The following is a 20,418-nucleotide window of genomic DNA, read 5'->3' as shown; positions in this document are numbered from 1 at the left end:
TGGAGAGTAAGTATATTTCATTTGATTTCATAATTTGGGTTATGCTATATCTTGCAAGCGAATATATTAACCTGCACATAGGCTTAATTTTCCATCATAATGGTTGGAGTATGTGGCATTCGATTCCATTTGTTATTGCAATGTTTGTTATATTTCCCTCTAGATCGAATGAAGTGATTTTTGAATGTAGCAATTCCTGACTCTCGTTAAAATGATTGTTGGAGGACTGATTATACTTGGAAAAAATAATTTTATGGTTAACGCTCATCATTGGCATTGCTTTACTCTTATTTAGTTTTAGAAAAGCCCCAACCAAAGATTTGCTTTTAATCTTTTTATTGACCGCTTACTTCTCCATTATTCTTGGTGTTCTAGTTGTAGAAGAAAAAATGCTCGAATATCCTATAAACTTTTTGAGTAACCATTTCAGTTCCAGCCTTCTTTATGAATATCTTATTCTTCCAGTTATCTGTATTTACTTTTATCTAGTAACATATTATTCAAGATATCCTAGCATAATTATAAAATGCGCAATATTTACCTTTGTTTTAACGTTCATTGAGGTACTTTTGGAAAGATATACAGATTTGCTTGAATATCATACATGGACATGGGTACATACATTTATCGGTGTCTTTTTTCTAATTATGTTTATCCGTACCCTTATAATGTTAATTCACAAACTGGAAAGAAAAAAATGAGACAGTTCCATTTAAATATTATTTGTAGTAATGAGCTATAAATTTCCAAGTATAAACCGAAGATATAACGAATTTTTTTTTTTGATGAGAAGGGATGTCTGTGATGAATAAGGGACGTTCAAATCGGTTAATATCCAAAATTAAGTCAAGGAGATCAACGAACACCAAAAAGAAAAATAAAACCGAGGTAGGGAAACAATCCATTCATGAACAAGAACCGCTCTCTACTCGTTTAACGGATAATGAAATCAAATTTCGCTCCATTTATAGCGATAGCTCGGATGTTATCTTTCGGTCTTTTTACATTGGAAAGAAAGATAAAGCTATTCTTATTTACATTGAAGGTCTCTCAAGTGTTGAGGAGATTGATAATAGTGTACTTTCCCCACTTATGAAACGGGCGGAAGAGAAAGACTACCAAGTTGATACATTAATAAATAAAAGCGTTTCGGTATCCAGTGTAAAAGAAGTTAAAACATTTTCGGAATGTATCGGGGAGATTTCTTCAGTAATCCAGTAATCATAGTAGATCAGCAAAAAATAGGATTTTCGTTAGGACTCGCAAAATCGGATAAGCGTTCAATCGACGAGCCACAGGCAGAAGCGGTTGTCAGAGGTCCACGGGATGGATTTATTGAATCCCTATCTGTAAACACTTCCTTACTGCGAAGAAGAATACGTAGCCCAAAGTTAAAAATGAAATCGATGGAAGTAGGGGAATACACCAAAACGAAAGTCGTAATTGCTTATGTAGAAGGAATAGCGGATAAAACGTTAATTGAAGAAGTGAATAATAGGATATCAAGAGTGAGCATTGACGGTATTATGGATAGTTGTATTTTTAAATGATGAACTAGACAGAGATATGCCTAGAGTTCTTTTGCTGGAAGGTGTTATGATGTCCTTATCAAAAACTCTTACAGCGAGGGAGTTTGAATATGAAATTAGCGAAATCGCATCGATTATTTAGAGATTAATTGAAGTGATTCGAGAAGGCTAGTCTGGAACGGCTAAAATCTTTATTGTTTAAAATTCTGCAATTAAAGGAAATATAAACATATGCAATCAGATTCTACCGCAATGGAGGAGAAATCATGGGACGTTTATTAAGAAGGCTCATTAAATATGGACCAATAGTTTATCCGTTTATTAGAAAGTTTTTGAATAAAAGGAAACAAGGAAGAAACATTCGCAGGTAAGTATGGATGAAGCTGGGACTTTACAGCTTCTTTTTTTTGCTCTTGTAAGGGCTCTTTGATTATTATTGGGGATTAGCTCTGGTTAAAGAAAACATAAGCAGGAAAATAATCATTATTATAGAATATATACAAGAGCATAAAATGAGGGGAATCATCACTTAAGGAATTACGGAAATAGAAAAATTAAACTAAAGTGATATTAGAAACGGGGAACGATTATGTCTTTGAGTATTAAAAAAATGAATCAGCACTATGCCGTTGATGCCTTGTGCTGGAAGTATCCAAAACCATATGACTTTTATAATCATATATTAACATCCGATGCAATACTCGAATTACTAAGTAGTAAATATTATGTGACACTTGATACCGAAAGTGAGTTCATTGGTTTCTTTTGCACGGGGAGATCTGCTCAAGTGCCAGCAGGGGATATGGTCGGTGTTTACAATGAAGATTGCGTGGATATTGGACTTGGCATGAAACCTGAATTAACAGGAAAGGGAAAAGGATATGAATTCTTTTCACATATACTTACCTTTGTGGAAGAAAACCATAAAGGCAAAGACATTCGTTTAACCGTTGCCACCTTTAATAAAAGAGCAATCCATTTGTATGAAAAAGCTGGTTTTGTTAAACAAGGGGAATTTTCAAATGATGAAGCTGATTTTATCACAATGAAAAAAGGAATGGATGTAAGAGCATAAAACGCTCTACTTCATAGTGCTGTTAGATATACATAATAAAATATACCGTACTTTATTCAGCGCGCATTCGTGGAAGAAAGTGTCTTTTATTTTTGACAACGACTTAATAAGACATATTATTATTGGTATAGTCTTCTTAAAAGAAAAGGATTCCGTTTTGAAGTGCAAAACATTAAATAATTAAATTAACTTACAAATTATAAAAAGCTCTGCATGTTAGCAGAGCTTTTAGCATTTAAAAAAGCAATTTTATATTTCTTGAAAAATCAGTTTCACTGATGTATTTCATAAAAAATTCAGATATATATTAGGTTAAACTTAATTATGAGACTGTGAAGAAATGTACTTAAACGAAATTGCAGATTAGCTATAGAGTTCCGTCTGATTATCTTTAACAATCGGGCCATGTTGTTGGAATAGCCTTAACGTTGTAAATTTGCGACTTTCTGGCGGTACCCCCCCCTATTGGAAAAATTAAAAATAAATGTAATAAATATTTTTAATAGTTTACTACCTGACTATAGTCAGGTACAATTAATCTGACTATAGTCAGATAACGTAATTATTATGGGATTAATTTTATTTTTGAAAGCGGGGTAATATCATTGATTACGATTGCGAATCAACGACCAAAAGCAAAGCTATGGAGTCGCTCATTTACTTTTGTTTTGTTAGCAAATGCATTCTTATTTTTAGCATTTGAGATGCTTGCGCCTACATTGCCACTTTATGTTTCAAGTATCGGAGGCGAGGCAACACAGATAGGACTTGTAACAGGAATCTTTGTGATTTCTGCCATTTTAATTCGACCATTTACAGGCATCATGGCAATGAAAATGGATAAAAAATATTTATTAGTAATAGGCATAGCTATTGGGGCACTTGCAACTGGTGGATACTATTTAGCGACAGAGGTTTGGGCATTAGTCCTGATTCGTATTCTTCATGGGTTTGGCTTTGGCATTACGACGACCTATTTCACAACAATTGCTGCTGAAAATATTCCTAAAGAACGGCTTGGAGAAGGGATTGGATATTTTGGTGTAGGAGAAACGACCATGGTTTCCGTTGGACCACTAGTTGGTGTAATGTTTCTGGAAATATGGGATTTCAAAGGACTTTTCATGAGCGGAATGGCGTTTATGTTGTTGACGTTACTCATTACATTGTTTATATCGCGTAAATCAACGGTTTCAAAAAGCTTAGAGAAGAAACCAACACCGGCTATTCAATTTAAATTAATTGAAAAACGAGTGCTATTTCAATCGATTCTTATTGCACTAATAGGAATTGCTGCAGGTGGGATTATGTCCTTTATAGCATTATTTGCTATTGAAAAAGGGCTTGATCAAGTAGCTTTGTTCTTTACAGTAGTAGCACTAGCAGGACTTGTTGTACGTTTGTTCTCTGGCAGAATGTATGACCGCTTTGGTCCAGGTCTTATGTTAATTTTGTTTGGATTAGTTGCGATGACTGGGCTTGTTTTACTTGTGTTTGTACAAAATGATGTGCAGTTTTTGATTGCTGCGTTTCTCTATGGTATTGGTTTTGGTGCGATTTTCCCTGCAATTCAAGCTTGGTGTATCAGTTCAGTTGAAGAACATGAGCATGAGAACGCAGTTGCATCGTTTTTTAACTTTTTCGACATTGGTATTGGTATTGGGGCTATGGCACTCGGGATAGTAGCACAAGTGTATAATACATATGCAGCAGTATTTTATATTTCAATTGGTGCCTATGTATTATTCCTATTGTTATCTATATTTTATGTTAAAAGGCGTACTGCATAATGTAGAAGAAAGGGGAGTTATTTTTGAGTAAAGGAAAAATTAAAAAAATTGCTATCTCTCATTTTAACAAATTTGGTTATGAGGGGACGAAGCTTTCCCAAATTGCAGAAGAAGTAGGCATCCGCAAACAATCACTTGCATACCATTTTCCGCATAAACGATTGTTATTTCAAGAAGTGTATAAGGAAGCTGTAGAAGAAGAAGTGCAATTTATTAAGCATTATTTTCTGCAACATGCAGAGAAACCGATTGAGCAGCAATTATATCACTTTCTAACGGAACATAAAGTACGGTTTCAAACAAATCCAAATACACAACTAATGCTAACAATTTCTTTTCTTGTACCGGATGAGATGTATGAAGATGTTATCCAAAAACCATATAAATATATAAATATTTTGACTGGTACATTAGAATCTTGCTTTGCAAAACAAACATTCCGTATAAGTGCGAAAGAGTGTGCTCTGGCTTTTGTTGCATTGTTAGATGGACTGGATATTCAATTAGTATATGAAGATAGTAGAAAGTATGAAAAATTACAAGAAATAACATGGGATATCTTTTGGACAGGTATCAGTTTATAAGATTGTGAAGGGGTGTACGTAACACCAAGTAAGTTTCAAAAAATGATTTTACAAAGTTAGCATCAGTCTTAAACTATAATGGCAGAATAGGACAATAAGAGCAGTCGCCTTTTATTGTGCTATCTAGCAGGTTAGTGAAAAAGTCCTATTCATCTTTTGTTCAGCATTCGGGCCAGATTGTGGAACAACATAAGCTAGAACATGAGCAAACTTATTAATGAAAATTGTATCTAAATTCACATAGAAAGAATCCGTTTCCTTTTTAAAATGGGTTCTTTTTTATTTTATATTGACCACAATGGTCATTAATGCTAAAGTTAAATTGACCATTGTGGTCAAATTATCAACGGAAGGAGTTCACGACCATTTACTCGAACTTTGATAAATTAAAAGCAGAGAAGAAAGAGCTTATTATTAATGTAGCAATAAAGGAATTTGTCCAAAACGGATTTGATAAAGCATCAACAAACGAAATTGTAAAAGAGGCAAAAATATCTAAAGGTTCATTATTTAATTATTTTATTAGCAAGAAAGATCTTTATGTATATTTAATCGAATACGGTATTCAAATTATCGAGAGTCTTTATGAACAAATAGATCTAAATGAAACGGATCTATTTAAAAGAATCGAAAATATTGGATTACAGAAGCTCCATATCCATAGAAATTTCCCTCACGTATTCGATTTCCTGGCTTCTTCCACCCAAGAGGAGTCGGAGGAAGTAAAAGATATGATTAAGCACAAAGTTGATTCAATCTATGATCGAGGCACAGAGATAATTTATAGAAATATTGATTACACCATGTTCCGTGAAGAGATTGATATCGAAAAGGCAATTGAAATCCTTAATTGGACAATGTTTGGATTTGGGGATAAAGCCATCCAGCAAATTAACAGCTTTGAAGATGTCGGTGAATTTGGAGATCAATATCTCAAAGAATGGGAGAAATATTCTGAAATACTGAAGCACAGCTTTTACAAATAAGACTGAAATAGGAAAGCCATAATCACGTTATCAAGCGCTATCAAATTCTTAAAAAAGGAGTGTCCGTGCGATGAAAGAAATTATAACTATTCAAGGTTTAGAAAAAAACTTCGGCAAGTTTCAGGCGTTAAGTGATGTGAATTTCACGGTAAATGCTGGAGAAGTTGTTGGTTTTATTGGTCCGAATGGGTCTGGTAAATCTACAACGATCCGTATCTTGCTAGGAATTATCCATCGTGATGCCGGTAATGCGAAAATTTTCGGTAAGGACGTTTGGAAAGAAAGCATTGAAATTCACAAACGCATTTCATATGTTCCAGGAGATGTGACACTTTGGGGATCGTTGACAGGTGGGGAAATTATTGATTTATTCCTTAAATTGCATGGACGGGGAGATAAGCAAAAGCGCGACTATCTAATTAAGCGCTTTGAATTGGACCCAAAGAAAAAAGCCAAGGGATATTCAAAGGGAAATCGTCAAAAGGTGGGTTTGATTGCAGCATTATCTACTGATTCGGATTTATACATTTTTGATGAACCAACGTCTGGTCTTGACCCTTTAATGGAGGCAATTTTTCAAGAAGAAGTAGAAAAAATTAAAGAAGCAGGTAAATCCATACTGCTATCCTCTCATATTTTGAGTGAAGTAGAACGCTTGGCAGACAAGGTTGTCATCATTCGCCAAGGTAAGATTGTTGAAACTGGCACCCTCGATGAACTGCGTCACTTGACTCGTTCTACTGTAACGTTGGCAACAGAAGGTGATGTGGCTGAAATGGCTGGTATAAACGGAGTATTTGATTTCAAACAAAAAGATAATCAAGCGACATTCTCTGCGGATAATCAGTATATCAATGATATTTTAATGGAAGCAAGCAAATTAGGTGTCAAAAAGTTTGAATCTGTGCCGCCGACTCTTGAAGATTTGTTCATGCGTCATTATGAAGGATAACCGTCTGAAAGGAGGATGAAATACGATGAAAGAAAAATTTGCAGGTTGGGATACACTGTTTCTGCAATATCTAAAACGCGATTTGAAAAAAATAATTGTTTGGGTTTTAGGACTTGGTTTATTTTCAGCTGCTTTTGTTCCAGCTTTTGAAGAAATAGCAAAAGGCCAGGGATTGTTGGGAATGTACGAAACATTACTAAACCCTGCTATGATAGCCATGGTAGGTCCTACACCAATTGAAGCGGCAGTTGATTACACCTTAGGAGCAATGTATGCACACGAAATGTTGCTATTCTGTGGTTTATTTGCAATGGTCGTCGCTGCTTTACATGTGATAAGTCATACGCGTAAAGAAGAGGATCTTGGTCTGACTGAACTTGTGCGCTCCTTTCAAATTGGTCGTCAAGCAAATTCTCTTGCTGTAATGATGGAAATCCTTTTCATCAATGTTATATTAGCACTTTTTATTGGTGGAGTAATGATGAGCTTTGGTGTTGATACGATTTCTGTGGAAGGTTCCTTTTTATTCGGGGCTTCAATCGGAATGGCTGGTATTCTCGGCGCCGGGATTGCTCTGGTTATGGCACAAATTATGCCTGCTTCATCTGGTGCAACAGGGTCAGCACTTGGAATTATAGGACTGCTTTATATTGTTCGTGCGGGGACAGATGTCTCCAATGTTGACTTATCCATGATTAATCCTTTAGGATGGACATATTTAACCTATCCCTTTACGGAAAATAACTGGATTCCTCTTATTTTTGCCTTGATTTTCAGTTTAATGATGATGGTCATTGCTTTTAGGCTTGAAGGTGCTCGCGATATGGGGTCTGGCTATCTTCCTGAAAGAGAAGGTCGAGAAAGTGCTAAGAAATCCTTGCTGTCTGTCCGTGGTTTATTTATCAAGATTAACAAAGGCGTGATGATTAGTTGGTTGATTGCCTTTGTTATTATGGGGGCGGCCTATGGCTCAATTTATGGAGACATGCAAACCTTCCTTGGAAGTAACGAAGTAATGAAGGATATGTTTACGCATTCAGGTATTTCTATTGAAGAATCATTCACTGGAACGATAATGATGGTCATGATGTCTTTGGTTTCGATATTACCAATTGCCATTGTAAATAAACTATTCTCTGAAGAAAGCCGATTACACTTAAGTCAGCTTTATGCCACAAAAGTGACCCGCGGCCAATTCTATTGGACCAGTATTGGTTTAGCTGTTTTTGCAGGTTTAGCAGGAATTCTATTAGCTGCAGGCAGTCTTGGGGGTACAGCTATAGCTAGCATGGGGGATAAATTAACGATGGATATATTTGATTTTCTTGCTGCTGGCTTCAACTTCTTACCATCCGTATTATTCTTTACTAGTCTTGCAGCTTTAGCTCTCGGTTGGGCACCGAAACTAGGTAAAGTGGTGTATATTTATCTTGCCTATTCCTTTCTTCTAAACTACTTTGGTAGTATATTAGACTTACCAGAATGGTTTTCAAAAACAGCCATTCAAAGCTGGATACCTAAAATGCCAATTGAAGAGTTTGATGCACTAATTTTCATTATGATAACCGTGATTAGCATCGTTTTGATGATACTTGGTTATCTTGGTTATAAGAGACGGGATATGATTGAAGGGGCTTAATATTGTCCGAGAAGTAAGTGGAATTTATTCAAGACCTCATGCCAAGGCTTACAAGGAATCGAGCGTGAGTGTTGAACAGTGGTAAATAACTTTTTCCCCCCAAAATCTTATGTGTGCTGGTCGAGAGAATGTGAAGAGTAAAGTATTGTTTTTTGAATTAGCCGCATTTTTCAGGTAGAAGAATGCGGCTTTTAACTATTAATAATAAATATATTTATTTTCAATAGACAAGAAGATCTTTTTTGACACAGTTACAAATCAATTCCTAAAGAGCAGATAATCATACCTAAAAAATGGCAGGATTGTTTAATAGTGAAACATAAATTTTTCTAATTCGTACATAAGGTAATTTAACGGAATAATACTTGTTTAAAATTAAACAAAATATAAATCAAGGGAGTATTGAATATGTCTAAAGATGTTATTGTCATAGTAGCCATAGTTTCTGCTTTGATATGGATTACGGTTTCCCAAGAGGCTTTAAAACCTTCAAAAGAGATAAATTGGCGAAAAATGATAACCTTACTGTCTGCGGGATCTTTATCGGCATTAGTTATAACCATTTCGCTTTTTCAAAACCTGCCGTTTTAGTTTCGTTAACTGGTGCGAGTGTGAAACAAGGATAATCGATTCTTGTAATAAAGTGGCGGGGATAGTTAAATGATTGGGTTAAAGGAGGTTCAAAAATGGAAGTGATTATAATTAGTATCTTTTCAGCTATAATAATTTTTATCACTGTTTATTCTATAATTAAGGTATTAAATATCGCATATAAAAGAAAAGAAATTACGCTTCGGAAATTAAGAGTTTTGGTAACTACTTATATTGTAATTGGTTTATTGATAGCTTCGTTTTTGCCCTTTGGCTATCAAAAAATATTTGATACCTTTCTCCAACCACTTTTGTAGCAAAGGTAATTTTAATAATACTTTATGTTAATAGTTCTACTTAAAGTAAATGATGCAATAATTTAATAGGGGCAACGCGGAACTCCTTTTCTTGCTCCTTTTCATCTAAAATATTTTCTATAGAAATCTTTTCTGGGTCTTCCACTCAACTGAGCATAGATTCAAGTAGGTTCTGTATTACGGCAAAAGGTTTACAAGAACTAAGTAGATTAGGTATATTAAAGGTTAAAATCAAAATAAAATATAATAGGGAAAAGGGGATTGAAAATGGATGTAAGATACCCAATTGGCAAATTACAAGTACCCGATAAGGTGACACTTGAAAATATTCAAGAATGGTTAAGACAAATCGAAACTTACACGATAAAATTAAGAGAAACAGTCGACACATTAAGTGATGAGGAATTAAGTAAAACTTATCGTGATGGTAGTTGGACAGTTCGCGGGCTTGTTCATCACATTGCAGATTCTCAGTTGAACATGTATCAACGTTTGAAACTGGCTTTAACGGATGAGAATCCAACAGTACCAAATTTTGATCAAGACAAGTGGGCTGTTCAACCGGATACAGAGCTTCCTATAGAAAGTTCTATAAAAATGCTGGAAGGCATAAATGAGCGTATCGTATCTTTAGGAAATAGTTTAATTGAAGAGCAATTAAATCGAACTTTTACTCACCAGAAAAACGGTGAAATAACAGTTGCAACAAAGATTGCAAAATTAGCTTGGCATGAAGAGCATCACTTGGCCCATATAAAAATTGCATTATCAAAATAGCATAATATTTCAGAAATTGGCTTATCCAATCTGGATAAGCCAATTTTTTAAAATGAATTATATGGTGCAAGAACTAAATAGGCTCAATCAAATGCACTGTTAATGAATGCATAATCAATCAAGTTGGGATTAATACTTAACATTTGAATAGCTACATGTGCACCTAATGAGAAGCCAACAATAATTACTTTTTTATCGATTGCTAGTTTTTCTAATGGAGTGAATAGGGGGAAGGAAGCGATAACTTCAAATCCTTTACTTATTTGGATGAAGAAGGCTTAATAGAGCTATTATGGGGATTCAGGGCGACAATAAAGATAGATAATCAAAGAAGAAAATGTAATGCAATTAATATTAGTTCGATGAATAGTACCGTAAAATAAGAAAAAGACATCCCCACCACACCCGGCGAGAATGACTTTCCTTCATGAATAGCCACTACTGTTTACAGTTTTGTCCAACGTTCCTCTAACCAGTTCATAAATTCTGCACCTTTGTCTCCTTCATACGCATCAAAAACATCTAAACGCATACGTTTTAGCTTATCCGCAAAGTCTGCCACTGTGTGGTCCTTTGGTAAGCTCTTTTTCACCCGCAGGAAAATTTTGTCAGTGTCTTTGATAATATCAAACCGTGCAGGTAATGGCTTCTCTACGTCCTCACCAAACGCTGAAAGTGCTTCATAGGCTGCCAATTGCACCTTGTAGACAGTATCATGCTGCATTCGGTTTTTTAATAAATCAATAATTTTGTCATGTTGATAAGCCGATAACTTTTCGACTGCGTCTAAGCGTTCTCGCCAGCTAGACGTATAATTGGCCTGTTTTTTTAATGCTTCGTACTGCTCAGGTAATGCTGTTTCAAACTGTTTCAAGTATTTGCACCTCTTTTTTTTAACTAGAGGAAAAATGAATTCCTCTTCTGCTTCTCTTATTATACGTTGTCCGGGTGGAAAAAGCGATGATTCGCCGGTAAGGAGATATGGAACAATGGGAACGTAAGGTTTCAAGACTTTTTTAAAAGACACCTATTGTGACAGTATGTACTTATAATAATTGGTACTTTAACATAATAAGGGACGTTTGGGACTTAAATATATTATTCCCAGACGGCAGTGAATCGTATCATAAAAAACATCGAGAACAATTAAAAGTAAAGCTTAGCAAATTTCACAAGTAAAGCAGTAAGTTTTCATATTCCACGAGTTATTGATGATCAAATAAAAGAGAGAAAATAATGTCCGTTTCCTTATGATCTTAAAAATCAGTGAGTATTCTTCCCACTGATTTTTAGATGTACAATCAACCCATAAGATACTCAAGAACCGTTTAATGCCATTCCATCGAATCTATAAATAGATCTAATCTTTGTGTATAAACACCACCATTATAATCCTCTCGATCCGCATGCTTATGCTTGTAATACCATTCTCCGCCAGTTTCAAATAATTCGAAATAACCATCGAAAAACTCCTCATCCATTCCACTTTGGTAAGAGTAATGGTAAGAATTCACCCCTTCCGAGTTATCGCTATAAGAAAGGTCGATGTTCAATGCTTCAAACATAATTTCCTTCCTGTTTTCAAGAGGAAACCCATCCTTTAGCTTGCCAAAGGCATAAAAGCTGTTTTCAGAAACGTTTGGTTCTGTAAAACGCCACTCTGTAAACTGACCATGTTCTATCCGTTCTACTTCTGTATTACGAGGGAGATAGCTAGTCATATTTAGATCATCATTTTCATACAACTCCACATCGACTTCCTCCACTCCCATTGCACCTACTGGTAATAGAACACTTTTTCCAATCGGTCTGTTGAATTTCAGGTGAAGGTCACCTTCTGACCCATGAATCGTATAGGGATAATTAGCCTGCATGAAAGTGAAAAATCGTATAGGCAACATCCAGCTTTCAGGATCATCTAGTGATAGCTCAGAAGTAAAAATCATCGGATGACCAAATAATTCAGAGACATACAATTCCATGAACTTCCCGTTTTCTTCATCAAAAAATGCCGTTATTTCTGCATTTTCTATTTCAAACGGAAACACATTTTCATGAGGGAAAGAGAGCTGGTGGCTTAACTGTATTTCGTTAATAAACACATCAACAGGTACAGAAACCTCCTCAGCCTTAGCAAAACTCGCCGTCAACTCTTGAAGATGGGTATCAAATACTTCTTGATTATAATCTTCATTAAACAGCAAAAGGTTCATTTGCTCGCCATTCTCCCCGGACATATGAATTGAATATGCACCGTCCCCTTCTGTTTCTTCAATTGTCCAGTCCCTAGGAAGATAAACTTCTAAATTGTTATTGAAAATACTGCTTGTCGATACTCCGTTTAAATCATCGTAATCAAAGGGTGGTCTGTTCCATATCGTTTCTAATGAATAATTGGGTTCGTTGTTTTGCCCATCTATCGCATTTTCCTCTTCCTGATGTGCAACATTACCATCAATTCCTTGATCTGTTGTAACGTCAGATTTACTATCTCCTAAGATTCCGGTACTAAGAACTAACACCCATGCAATCACTAAAACCACTGCGGTTTGAGAAATTCCAATCACTCGTTGCCTGAGCTTACGCCGCTTACTTTTGGTTTTGCGCAGATCAGCTTGATTTAATCCATCTTGAAAGGCAAGAAGACTTTTTTCACGTGCCTCATTAGAAGCTTCCATCCTTTCATTACTTAGAGAATCGAGAAATGGATCTTCCTTTTGTTTACGTTTATTCATCAACTGCTCACCTCCAAATTGATATGTTCAGACAGTTCCTTTCTAGCTCGGTGTTGCAACGCTTTTACGGAAAGCGTCGTTTTACCCATAATTTCAGCCGTTTCCTTTATAGAAAAGTCCTCGATAAACCTCAAATGGAGAACCGTTTGATAATGTTTTGGCAACTTATTAAGCATTTGCATCACTTCACCCATATGTAAATTCCGGAGAACCGTATTCTCTGCTGATTCAGCCTCACCAACTTTTGTTTCCAGGACGCCACCCTCCATTGCAATCGACTTGCTCCTATTATTATTTTTTCGATAATAATCAATCACCACATTCCGGGTGATTTTGAAAATCCACGTTTTAAATGATGATTTCCCTTCAAAATTATGTAATTGTCTTGCAGTTTTAAAGAACACATCCTGTAAAAGTTCCTCTGAATCATGATAGCTATTCGTTTGTAAGTAAATATAATTGAAAATACGATCAACATAGCGGCTGTGCAATTTCTGTATCGCTAACTTGTCACCGCTAAGAATCTGTCGTATGAGTTCTTGATCTTCCATTAGTCCTCCCCCTATTCTTCTCTCATCATTATAGACGAGAGGTTTTAAGAAAGGATTCTTAGAATTCATAATTAGAGATGAATAATTTGAGATAGTCATGATGAAGCGTTCATTATATTTAAATAATAGACAGAATTTGTCCTATCCGGTTGAACCATCGAATTAAAATTTTCATCAAAGTATGCTTTGGAATTTCTTGTGGTGGTTCTGATGATGTTAGATGAACCGATTTTCCAAGAGTCCTAGTCTGTTCTTTTTTATGCTTGTAAATGGTAGTTATTGCCTTTACTATTATCTCATTGAAGATATAAATATTTGGTTAGGGGGATTTGATGTTTAAGAGAATAGTAATATTATTTTTTGTTTTTTTAGCGATTATTGGAGCTTTTTATTTTTTGTTTTCGCAGATGGACGGGCTTGTAGAAGATGAACAAACAATAATTTCTGATGAAGAAGAATTAGAGAATATGGATGTTAATCAGTTAATAGAATATGCGAATAATAAACCGAATGAAGAAAGAGAAGGACAGGTACCCAATCCATTTGGGGATGTTATTTCACAGGAGGAATTAGAGGAAGAAACCTTTTTGAAATATATTCATTATATGTCACATCAGAAAGTGAAAGCAGAGCAAAAATCATTTTTCTATGAAATAACAGATGAACGAATAGATTGGTTAATAGATGCAGCACAACTTTCTTCTTTTGATGATTCATATATGGAATTATTACAGCGTTGGGATAATGGGGATTTTTCAGAGGTCGTTAACGATCACAATTCTGTTTACCAGAAATCAGGTATGGAATCCAGTGAAAGAGGGGAAGCAACGGATACTTTAAGTCCAGAAGAAGAACAAGATTATATAGAAAATAGAATAGATTTAAGTGAAACGAAGAATAAATATTAATATTTATAAAATTTGGAGGAATTAGATGTATAAAAAGGTATTAATTATTTTGGTGATTTTATTGTTTATTGTATTGGGTGTTTCTGGTTATTTCATTTACACCGAATTAAATACTGTTACAGAAGATAAAGAGCCGGAGTTATCCGAGGAATCTCCAGAAGAAACCACAGAGGGGAATGCCAGAGAAAATGCAAGCGGTGTTGTAGATGATGAGAAAATAGAAAAATTTAAAGAAGAAGGATTAAACCTGTTTGGTGAAAGAAAAAATGAGGGTGAGTTAACAGATGTTGATTATCAAGAATATATCCATGGAATGAGCCATCAGAAGGTAAAAGCAGAGGAAAAATAGGGATTTTATGAAATAACCGAAGAACGAATTAATTGGTTGTTGATTAGTCTGGAGAAAACAGATGTGAGTAATGAGGATGTTTACCGAGATATTTTAGAACGGTGGGCAGATGGTGATTTTTCAAGAGTAGATCAAGACCATAATGCGATCTGGAATATGCAAAATGGAACAATCGGAAAAGCAACTGGTATATTGAATGCAGAGGAAGAGAAGGTATATAAAGAGAGTAAACAATAGACCCTTAAATTGATGGTTCTTATTCTGTTAAATGGCAGGTTTGTTTAAGAAGCTGGGCAAAATATAAGGGAGATTTTGAAGCTATGCTTATATTCAAATAACATGGTGAAGAAAAATAATAAGATTCATTTTAATATTATGAATTACCACTTGAGTTATGTTACACTTGCACGAAATATAAAGGAAAGGAAGATTATTTTGAGTAAAAGATGGTTACTAGGTTTATTCCTTGCTGTATCTTTATTCGTAATAACAGCATGTAGTGACGGAGACGAGTCAGGCGAAGAAAATAATGAGCAAACGGAAACACAAGAAGAAACACAAGATGACGGAGAAACTGCAGAACAGCCAGAAATGCCTGAAGCAGACTTAGAGGGTCTTCCTGAAGTTGTTGCAGTAGTAGATGGAGAAGAAATACCAAAAGAAGAATTTGAAGCCACTTACCAAGGGCAATTTCAACAAATGGCAATGCAATCACAAATGACTGGGCAAGAGGTTGACCAGGATCAATTAAAAAAACAGGTTGCAGAAAGTATGATTGGTACGGAACTTCTTATAAAGGAAGCAAACAATCGTGAAATTGCTGCATCAGAAGAAGATATAGATGAAATAATGGATGGATTAATGGAACAAAATGAGCTTGAATCAAAAGAAGAGCTCATGAGCGCTTTTGAAGCACAAGGAATCGATGAAGAAGAATTAATGTCTCAAGTTGAAACCCAAGTAATAGTCAATAAGCTTATTACTGAGGAGGCTGGAGACACCCAGCCAACAGAGGAAGAGTTACAAGAAACTTATGACCAGATGGTAGCGCAACAAGAGGAAATGGCTGGAGACGAATCAGAAATCCCTTCTTTTGAGGAAATGAAACCAAATCTTGAAGAACAGCTAAAGATGCAAAAAGAAGGGGAAGCAACTCAAACGCTAGTTGAGAAACTACGTAATAACGCAGATGTCACTGTTAACTTATAATAACTTTTTACCAGGTCTTCTTTATCTCAGGCCTGGTTTTTAACTTTTATTTGATACCTAATCTATGTTCGAGCATAAAGCTAAATAAAACTCAGCCTTTCAAAAATATTGGAAGAATAGATGCCAAAACAACTTATTAAAGAGATATAACTATATCCTACAAGCAACAATAGTTGATTGAAGCAAAATTATTAAGCCTATTATAAGCAAATGAACTTAACTTCTTTAACTATTTCGTGCTTTACTTAAATAAGGGACCCCCTTATTTTCAATTAACAGGGCAATTTAGTGGATAGTGAAACTCCTTTCTTTCTAATTCGTAGGAAAGTATAGACGTTAAAATGCTGGGAGTGTCTACAATGAAAAAATATATTATATTTGCAATTAGTTTTCTATTACTATTTTCATTATTACAAGTTATATCTGGATTGCTACTTACATTTATGTATACTCCGGATATAACAGAGGCTTGGAATACGAGTGCTAATCTCTCTCAAGAAGTTGTTATTAAAAGTGGTAACAATCATTATTTACTTACATTAGTTTTTGCCTTTATTTCTGCAACAATTGCTTATTTTATCCCGAATAAAATCGTAAAAAAATAATAACAGTAGGCTTATATATTAACTGGTATTATAAGACACTAAATATTAACGAGTAAAAGTAAAAAATATTGTTTTCTTATTTAGCAAACGGGTGAATTACAACAATAGGATGGACGCTTTAATAAAGTAATAGAAGAGTTTTTTGAAATTAAGTGGAAATAAATATAAGGAAGGAAATACAAAAGATGGATTTTGAAACAGTTATGCGAGAGCTTGATGCCTTGGGCAAGGAAAGAATGAAAAAAATGTACATATCCAATGGTGCACACGAGCCACTTTATGGTGTGGCTACAGGTGCTATGAAACCAATCGCAAAGAAAATAAAAATAAATCAACGCTTAGCTGACGAGCTATATGCTACAGGTAACTATGATGCAATGTACTTTGCAGGTATTATTGCAGATCCAAAAGCGATGACAGAGTCAGATTTTGACGCTTGGATGGATGGAGCATATTTTTATATGCTATCCGATTATGTGGTAGCAGTAACATTATCTGAGTCAGACATTGCCGGGGACATTGCCGATAAATGGATTACAAGCGGTGAGGAGCTGAGAATGTCAGCGGGCTGGAGTTGTTACTGTTGGCTCTTAGGGAATCGCCCAGACAGTGAATTTTCTGAAAGCAAGATTTCTAATATGCTCGAAACAATAAAAAATACGATACATGATTCGCCAGAACGAACGAAATCTGCGATGAATAATTTTCTATACACCGTGGGGATTTCATATTCACAACTAAATGAAAAGGCAATGGAGACCGCAACAGAAGTAGGTATAGTAGAAGTCAAAAGAGAAAAGAAAAAAAGCAGTTTCCTAAACGCTCATGAAAGTATTCAAAAACAAATGGATAAAGGTAAGCTAGGTTTCAAACGCAAATATGTAAGATGTTAAAATTAGCAACTTATAAGGATTGTTGATCCAACGACGGTTTGACGCTCTTTTAATTGATTTAATGAGTTTTTATGGTTAATTCAATTCTTTCATATACCACGCATCCATAGCTGAATGGTCAGAGCCTGGTAGTGGTTCATGTAAGAGTATAAACCCAAATTTTTCATATAATATACATGCAGTTTCTAATTCATGCATCGTTTCTAAGTAGCACTTTTCATAATGTGTAGAGGCAAATGACAAAGCTGTTTCCATTAGCTTCTTTCCAAATCCTAAACCTTGTGTCTTTGGACTTAAATATAGCTTTTGCAATTCGCAAACTTTTTCATGTTCGTGAAACGGTGCTATCCCAATTCCACCAATAACTTCTCCTTCCATTTCTACTACCCAGTAGTTCGCATGTTTTAAATTATTATAGTATTGGTAAAGGTCGTTAAGTTGAGGATCAAAATAAGCTGAACCAGGAATCGCTAAGCCAAGTGATTTTAATGAACGTTGTATTAATTCTTTTACCATTTTATTGTCTTGCTTTTTAATTTCTCGAATAATCATATACTATCTCCTTCAATTAATTCCCAATAAGATTAAAACCAAATTTAAATCGTATCCTTAGAACGTTGACTTAGTCCACGTTTTAGGTATGCAGTTATGTTAATGTTAAAAATGGACTTAGTCAACAAAAGGAGAAATAATGGATAAAGACATTATTAGGGAGAGGACCGACTGGATAAAATTAATATCCAGTTAGATGAACAAATAAATCAATTGTTTAATGGATTTATGGATAGTGAAATAAATGAAATTCTTAAATCGATGATGGTAATAAGTGCAAACCTAGATGAAAATAGAGCTTTATATGATTTAAAAAAGGAGTGAGGATATGGCGAGTTTAAACAACCATGTCATTCTTGTCACTGGGGCTAATCGAGGACAGGGAAAAGCTATTGCTCAGCACCTTGCAACACTGGGGGCTATAGTAGCCATTGGTGCTCGAAACTATGATGAGGCTAAAATAGTGGCTAAGATGATTGGAGAAGACCAGGCTATTCCAGTTCAATTAGATGTCACAAAAGAATTAGAGTGGAAATCAGCGGTTGATAAGGTCATAAATAAATTCGGTAAGCTTGATGTGTTAGTGAATAATGCTGGTGCTCTAAAACGCAAACCATTTACGGAGACAACCCTAGATGATTATCGACAGTTGATTAATATCAATCAACTTGGTGTTTTTATGGGGATGCAAGCAGTTATATCACAAATGGAAAAGCAGCAAAAAGGCTCCATAATAAACAATGTATCGATTTCTGCATTTGCTCCAATTAGCCAATCCTCTGTTTATGCTGCGACAAAAGCATCTGTGGTTGCAATGTCCAAAGCTGCAGCTATTGAATTAGGACCAAAAGGCATTCGAGTAAATATGGTCCATCCAGGTGGAGTCGAAACAACAATGGCTACTGAAGGCCAACAGGTTCCTGCTTATTACGATTCAGTCCCTTTAGGACGTATTGGACAACCAATTGAAATTGCGCGAGCTGTAGCATTCCTTGCTTCAGATGAAAGCTCGTATTGTACGGGTACAGAAATTGTTGTAGACGGTGGAATGACACTGGGTACTTCAGATGAGTAAATATTTAATTAACGGATGCTTTAATACAATAAGGAAATCGTCAATATACGACCGTCTCTTTAGATAACGTGGCAGTAGAGTGAAAGGAAGAAAAAAATACAAATGCTGCTCATTAATTCTTCCTCGTAAATTTGTAACTATTGGACAAAATAGGTTACTGGACAGTGCTACAGAAACTTTAGTACTTCCCTATAAAAAACGAGGGAGTGAAATAGATGGCTGATAACAACAAACGCAAACGTGACGATAACAATGCTTTCAAGGCAGTAGGAAGTGGCGTAGGTGTTGTTCCAGGAGATAACATAGCTACTGCTCTTGATCCATTTGGTGCTGCTGCAGGTGCTGTTGGTGACGAGTTGGACACCAAGATGGAGAGAGATACCGATGACGATAAACGCGACTCCAAAACAAGAGATTAGAATGAAGTAAAGTTTAACCTTTAACAGAGGCTTTATGGCATGCATTGGACTCCCTGAATGGGGGTCCTTTCATTTATTGAAAGATTCTAATTTTTCTTATCGATTTATACTAATAATGTTAGGAATATTATGTTAATGTTAAATAAAAGACTGTTGATTTGTCCGGCAAGAGAGTTTAATAAGAGGTAATAGAAGCAGGAGGTATTTTAGTGTGGGTGCTTATAGGAATAATTGTGATTGTTATTATTCTTTTATCTAATAAAGGATTACATATAAAGTATAAACAAAATGAAGAAATAATTGGATTCAAAATAACAAGAATTATTTTAAGTGCCATCATTCTAATATTTGCTGCTTATGGACTAATTACAGGAAATTTTGAGTTCCAACCATTTATGACATTTTTCATAAGCTTATTGATGTTTGTAATGGGACTAGATGAGTTCAGAAGAGAGCGAAGAACATATGGATGGTTATTTATTGTTGCCTTTTTATTTACATTATTTGTATCCATTCAAACATTTTTATGGAGCTACTGATGCAAGAGTAAAATAGGGTGGTCATAAAAATGATCGCTTTTTTCTTCAATTGATTTATTTGAATATTATGCTTTTTTATAAATTGGAGTCAATCAACAAAATACAGTAGCATTATAAGGAGGTCGACTGTGGAACTAATCATTATGTTTGTTGTAGCTATTCTAGTGGTTATTATAGCTGTAATTGGTATTATTGGAGGTTTAACACAAAGAATTAAAAAACCATTTAATGAATTAAAAGAACAGATTTCAGAGCTTAAAATTAGAGTCAGTGAGTTGGAGGAGAATAATAAAAATTAATATGAAATGGTGCGAAACGTCAGTCAATCGTGATTTAGTCAGAA

General features: G+C 35.1%; 26 protein-coding genes and 1 pseudogene. 22 read left to right on the top strand and 5 right to left on the bottom strand.

The features are described 5' to 3' along the window. Positions 1-236 precede the first annotated feature (236 nt). From BV906_RS20030 to BV906_RS10635, 12 genes are all read left to right on the top strand, one after another. Positions 237-701, top strand: a complete 465-nt coding sequence (locus BV906_RS20030) for a CBO0543 family protein (RefSeq protein ID WP_087973494.1) — start codon at positions 237-239, stop codon at positions 699-701. 103 nt (positions 702-804) lie between these two features. Further along, on the top strand, positions 805-1,221 hold the full coding sequence (locus BV906_RS10685; RefSeq protein WP_176330316.1) for a spore germination protein: 417 nt from the start codon (positions 805-807) through the stop codon (positions 1,219-1,221). Further along, complete coding sequence (locus BV906_RS10680) at positions 1,188-1,550, top strand: spore germination protein (RefSeq protein ID WP_087973492.1); 363 nt, start codon at positions 1,188-1,190, stop codon at positions 1,548-1,550. Before BV906_RS10685 ends, BV906_RS10680 begins: the two co-directional genes overlap by 34 nt. Before the next feature lie 568 nt (positions 1,551-2,118). Further along, positions 2,119-2,604, top strand: coding sequence for a GNAT family N-acetyltransferase (locus BV906_RS10675; RefSeq protein ID WP_087973491.1), 486 nt, complete (start codon positions 2,119-2,121; stop codon positions 2,602-2,604). A 605-nt stretch (positions 2,605-3,209) separates the two neighbouring features. Beyond that, positions 3,210-4,394: an MFS transporter gene (locus BV906_RS10670; RefSeq protein WP_245844059.1), complete on the top strand. Its 1,185-nt coding sequence runs from the start codon at positions 3,210-3,212 to the stop codon at positions 4,392-4,394. 23 nt (positions 4,395-4,417) lie between these two features. Next, on the top strand, positions 4,418-4,978 hold the full coding sequence (locus tag BV906_RS10665) for a TetR/AcrR family transcriptional regulator (protein ID WP_087973490.1): 561 nt from the start codon (positions 4,418-4,420) through the stop codon (positions 4,976-4,978). Positions 4,979-5,307: 329 nt separating this feature from the next. After that, positions 5,308-5,964: a TetR/AcrR family transcriptional regulator gene (locus BV906_RS10660; RefSeq protein WP_245844057.1), complete on the top strand. Its 657-nt coding sequence runs from the start codon at positions 5,308-5,310 to the stop codon at positions 5,962-5,964. 70 nt (positions 5,965-6,034) lie between these two features. Further along, positions 6,035-6,916: an ABC transporter ATP-binding protein gene (locus BV906_RS10655; RefSeq protein WP_087973489.1), complete on the top strand. Its 882-nt coding sequence runs from the start codon at positions 6,035-6,037 to the stop codon at positions 6,914-6,916. A 25-nt stretch (positions 6,917-6,941) separates the two neighbouring features. Next, complete coding sequence (locus BV906_RS10650) at positions 6,942-8,555, top strand: ABC transporter permease (protein ID WP_087973488.1); 1,614 nt, start codon at positions 6,942-6,944, stop codon at positions 8,553-8,555. A 408-nt stretch (positions 8,556-8,963) separates the two neighbouring features. Then, positions 8,964-9,146 (top strand): hypothetical protein, encoded by a 183-nt coding sequence (locus BV906_RS10645; protein WP_087973487.1) that lies wholly within the window; start codon positions 8,964-8,966, stop codon positions 9,144-9,146. Between the two features lie 95 nt (positions 9,147-9,241). Beyond that, a complete protein-coding gene (locus tag BV906_RS10640) occupies positions 9,242-9,463 on the top strand; it encodes a hypothetical protein (RefSeq protein ID WP_087973486.1) in 222 nt (73 codons plus the stop codon). Positions 9,464-9,730: 267 nt separating this feature from the next. Next, a complete protein-coding gene (locus BV906_RS10635; RefSeq protein ID WP_087973485.1) occupies positions 9,731-10,240 on the top strand; it encodes a YfiT family bacillithiol transferase in 510 nt (169 codons plus the stop codon). A gap of 92 nt (positions 10,241-10,332) precedes the next feature. Here the strand turns inward: BV906_RS10635 and BV906_RS19875 are convergent. The 4 genes and pseudogenes from BV906_RS19875 to BV906_RS10620 form a co-directional block, all read right to left on the bottom strand. Next, positions 10,333-10,434: pseudogene (locus tag BV906_RS19875) on the bottom strand (alpha/beta hydrolase); the annotation flags it as partial. A gap of 251 nt (positions 10,435-10,685) precedes the next feature. Beyond that, positions 10,686-11,114 (bottom strand): HEAT repeat domain-containing protein, encoded by a 429-nt coding sequence (locus BV906_RS10630; RefSeq protein ID WP_087973484.1) that lies wholly within the window; start codon positions 11,112-11,114, stop codon positions 10,686-10,688. Positions 11,115-11,568: 454 nt separating this feature from the next. Then, positions 11,569-12,975 (bottom strand): hypothetical protein, encoded by a 1,407-nt coding sequence (locus BV906_RS10625; RefSeq protein ID WP_087973483.1) that lies wholly within the window; start codon positions 12,973-12,975, stop codon positions 11,569-11,571. Further along, on the bottom strand, positions 12,975-13,526 hold the full coding sequence (locus BV906_RS10620) for an RNA polymerase sigma factor (RefSeq protein ID WP_087973482.1): 552 nt from the start codon (positions 13,524-13,526) through the stop codon (positions 12,975-12,977). Before BV906_RS10620 ends, BV906_RS10625 begins: the two co-directional genes overlap by 1 nt. A 332-nt stretch (positions 13,527-13,858) precedes the next feature. Between BV906_RS10620 and BV906_RS10615 the strand changes: the two genes are divergently transcribed. From BV906_RS10615 to BV906_RS10595, 6 genes are all read left to right on the top strand, one after another. After that, positions 13,859-14,434 carry a DUF6241 domain-containing protein gene (locus BV906_RS10615; RefSeq protein ID WP_087973481.1) on the top strand — a complete coding sequence of 192 codons (576 nt, stop codon included), beginning with the start codon at positions 13,859-13,861 and terminating at the stop codon, positions 14,432-14,434. A gap of 25 nt (positions 14,435-14,459) precedes the next feature. Then, the gene (locus BV906_RS10610) at positions 14,460-14,783 is read left to right on the top strand and encodes a hypothetical protein (RefSeq protein ID WP_087973480.1); all 324 of its coding nucleotides are present in this window, start codon (positions 14,460-14,462) and stop codon (positions 14,781-14,783) included. A gap of 12 nt (positions 14,784-14,795) precedes the next feature. After that, a complete protein-coding gene (locus BV906_RS19470; protein ID WP_281254132.1) occupies positions 14,796-15,020 on the top strand; it encodes a DUF6241 domain-containing protein in 225 nt (74 codons plus the stop codon). A 198-nt stretch (positions 15,021-15,218) separates the two neighbouring features. Next, positions 15,219-15,992, top strand: a complete 774-nt coding sequence (locus BV906_RS10605) for a SurA N-terminal domain-containing protein (protein WP_217896384.1) — start codon at positions 15,219-15,221, stop codon at positions 15,990-15,992. 359 nt (positions 15,993-16,351) lie between these two features. After that, complete coding sequence (locus BV906_RS10600; protein ID WP_087973479.1) at positions 16,352-16,597, top strand: hypothetical protein; 246 nt, start codon at positions 16,352-16,354, stop codon at positions 16,595-16,597. Between the two features lie 185 nt (positions 16,598-16,782). After that, positions 16,783-17,490: a DNA alkylation repair protein gene (locus tag BV906_RS10595; protein ID WP_087973478.1), complete on the top strand. Its 708-nt coding sequence runs from the start codon at positions 16,783-16,785 to the stop codon at positions 17,488-17,490. A 75-nt stretch (positions 17,491-17,565) separates the two neighbouring features. Here the strand turns inward: BV906_RS10595 and BV906_RS10590 are convergent, their stop codons facing one another. Continuing rightward, positions 17,566-18,042, bottom strand: coding sequence for a GNAT family N-acetyltransferase (locus tag BV906_RS10590; protein WP_087973477.1), 477 nt, complete (start codon positions 18,040-18,042; stop codon positions 17,566-17,568). Positions 18,043-18,370: 328 nt separating this feature from the next. Between BV906_RS10590 and BV906_RS10580 the strand changes: the two genes are divergently transcribed. From BV906_RS10580 to BV906_RS19465, 4 genes are all read left to right on the top strand, one after another. Continuing rightward, positions 18,371-19,117 carry an SDR family NAD(P)-dependent oxidoreductase gene (locus BV906_RS10580; protein WP_087973476.1) on the top strand — a complete coding sequence of 249 codons (747 nt, stop codon included), beginning with the start codon at positions 18,371-18,373 and terminating at the stop codon, positions 19,115-19,117. A gap of 215 nt (positions 19,118-19,332) precedes the next feature. Next, entirely contained in the window at positions 19,333-19,536 is a 204-nt protein-coding gene (locus BV906_RS10575) for a hypothetical protein (RefSeq protein WP_087973475.1), read from the top strand. A gap of 209 nt (positions 19,537-19,745) precedes the next feature. After that, positions 19,746-20,075: a YczI family protein gene (locus BV906_RS19175; protein WP_245844055.1), complete on the top strand. Its 330-nt coding sequence runs from the start codon at positions 19,746-19,748 to the stop codon at positions 20,073-20,075. Between the two features lie 128 nt (positions 20,076-20,203). Continuing rightward, positions 20,204-20,374, top strand: coding sequence for a hypothetical protein (locus BV906_RS19465; protein ID WP_176330314.1), 171 nt, complete (start codon positions 20,204-20,206; stop codon positions 20,372-20,374). The last annotated feature ends 44 nt before the right edge of the window (positions 20,375-20,418 follow it).

Source organism: Oceanobacillus rekensis, assembly GCF_002153375.1.
GTDB classification, from domain to species: domain Bacteria; phylum Bacillota; class Bacilli; order Bacillales; family Amphibacillaceae; genus Oceanobacillus; species Oceanobacillus rekensis.
This window is presented reverse-complemented; position numbering and strand designations above follow the sequence as displayed.

What these genes read in the sequence shown, in the direction of transcription:
- BV906_RS10685 (WP_176330316.1), top strand. Translation starts at nt 805, where the DNA reads ATGAATAAGGGACGTTCAAATCGGTTAATATCCAAAATTAAGTCAAGG.
- BV906_RS10680 (WP_087973492.1), top strand. Translation starts at nt 1,188, where the DNA reads ATGTATCGGGGAGATTTCTTCAGTAATCCAGTAATCATAGTAGATCAG.
- BV906_RS10675 (WP_087973491.1), top strand. Translation starts at nt 2,119, where the DNA reads ATGTCTTTGAGTATTAAAAAAATGAATCAGCACTATGCCGTTGATGCC.
- BV906_RS10655 (WP_087973489.1), top strand. Translation starts at nt 6,035, where the DNA reads ATGAAAGAAATTATAACTATTCAAGGTTTAGAAAAAAACTTCGGCAAG.
- BV906_RS10650 (WP_087973488.1), top strand. Translation starts at nt 6,942, where the DNA reads ATGAAAGAAAAATTTGCAGGTTGGGATACACTGTTTCTGCAATATCTA.
- BV906_RS10645 (WP_087973487.1), top strand. Translation starts at nt 8,964, where the DNA reads ATGTCTAAAGATGTTATTGTCATAGTAGCCATAGTTTCTGCTTTGATA.
- BV906_RS10640 (WP_087973486.1), top strand. Translation starts at nt 9,242, where the DNA reads ATGGAAGTGATTATAATTAGTATCTTTTCAGCTATAATAATTTTTATC.
- BV906_RS10635 (WP_087973485.1), top strand. Translation starts at nt 9,731, where the DNA reads ATGGATGTAAGATACCCAATTGGCAAATTACAAGTACCCGATAAGGTG.
- BV906_RS10625 (WP_087973483.1), bottom strand. Translation starts at nt 12,975, where the DNA reads ATGAATAAACGTAAACAAAAGGAAGATCCATTTCTCGATTCTCTAAGT.
- BV906_RS10620 (WP_087973482.1), bottom strand. Translation starts at nt 13,526, where the DNA reads ATGGAAGATCAAGAACTCATACGACAGATTCTTAGCGGTGACAAGTTA.
- BV906_RS10615 (WP_087973481.1), top strand. Translation starts at nt 13,859, where the DNA reads ATGTTTAAGAGAATAGTAATATTATTTTTTGTTTTTTTAGCGATTATT.
- BV906_RS10610 (WP_087973480.1), top strand. Translation starts at nt 14,460, where the DNA reads ATGTATAAAAAGGTATTAATTATTTTGGTGATTTTATTGTTTATTGTA.
- BV906_RS10600 (WP_087973479.1), top strand. Translation starts at nt 16,352, where the DNA reads ATGAAAAAATATATTATATTTGCAATTAGTTTTCTATTACTATTTTCA.
- BV906_RS10595 (WP_087973478.1), top strand. Translation starts at nt 16,783, where the DNA reads ATGGATTTTGAAACAGTTATGCGAGAGCTTGATGCCTTGGGCAAGGAA.
- BV906_RS10590 (WP_087973477.1), bottom strand. Translation starts at nt 18,042, where the DNA reads ATGATTATTCGAGAAATTAAAAAGCAAGACAATAAAATGGTAAAAGAA.
- BV906_RS10580 (WP_087973476.1), top strand. Translation starts at nt 18,371, where the DNA reads ATGGCGAGTTTAAACAACCATGTCATTCTTGTCACTGGGGCTAATCGA.
- BV906_RS10575 (WP_087973475.1), top strand. Translation starts at nt 19,333, where the DNA reads ATGGCTGATAACAACAAACGCAAACGTGACGATAACAATGCTTTCAAG.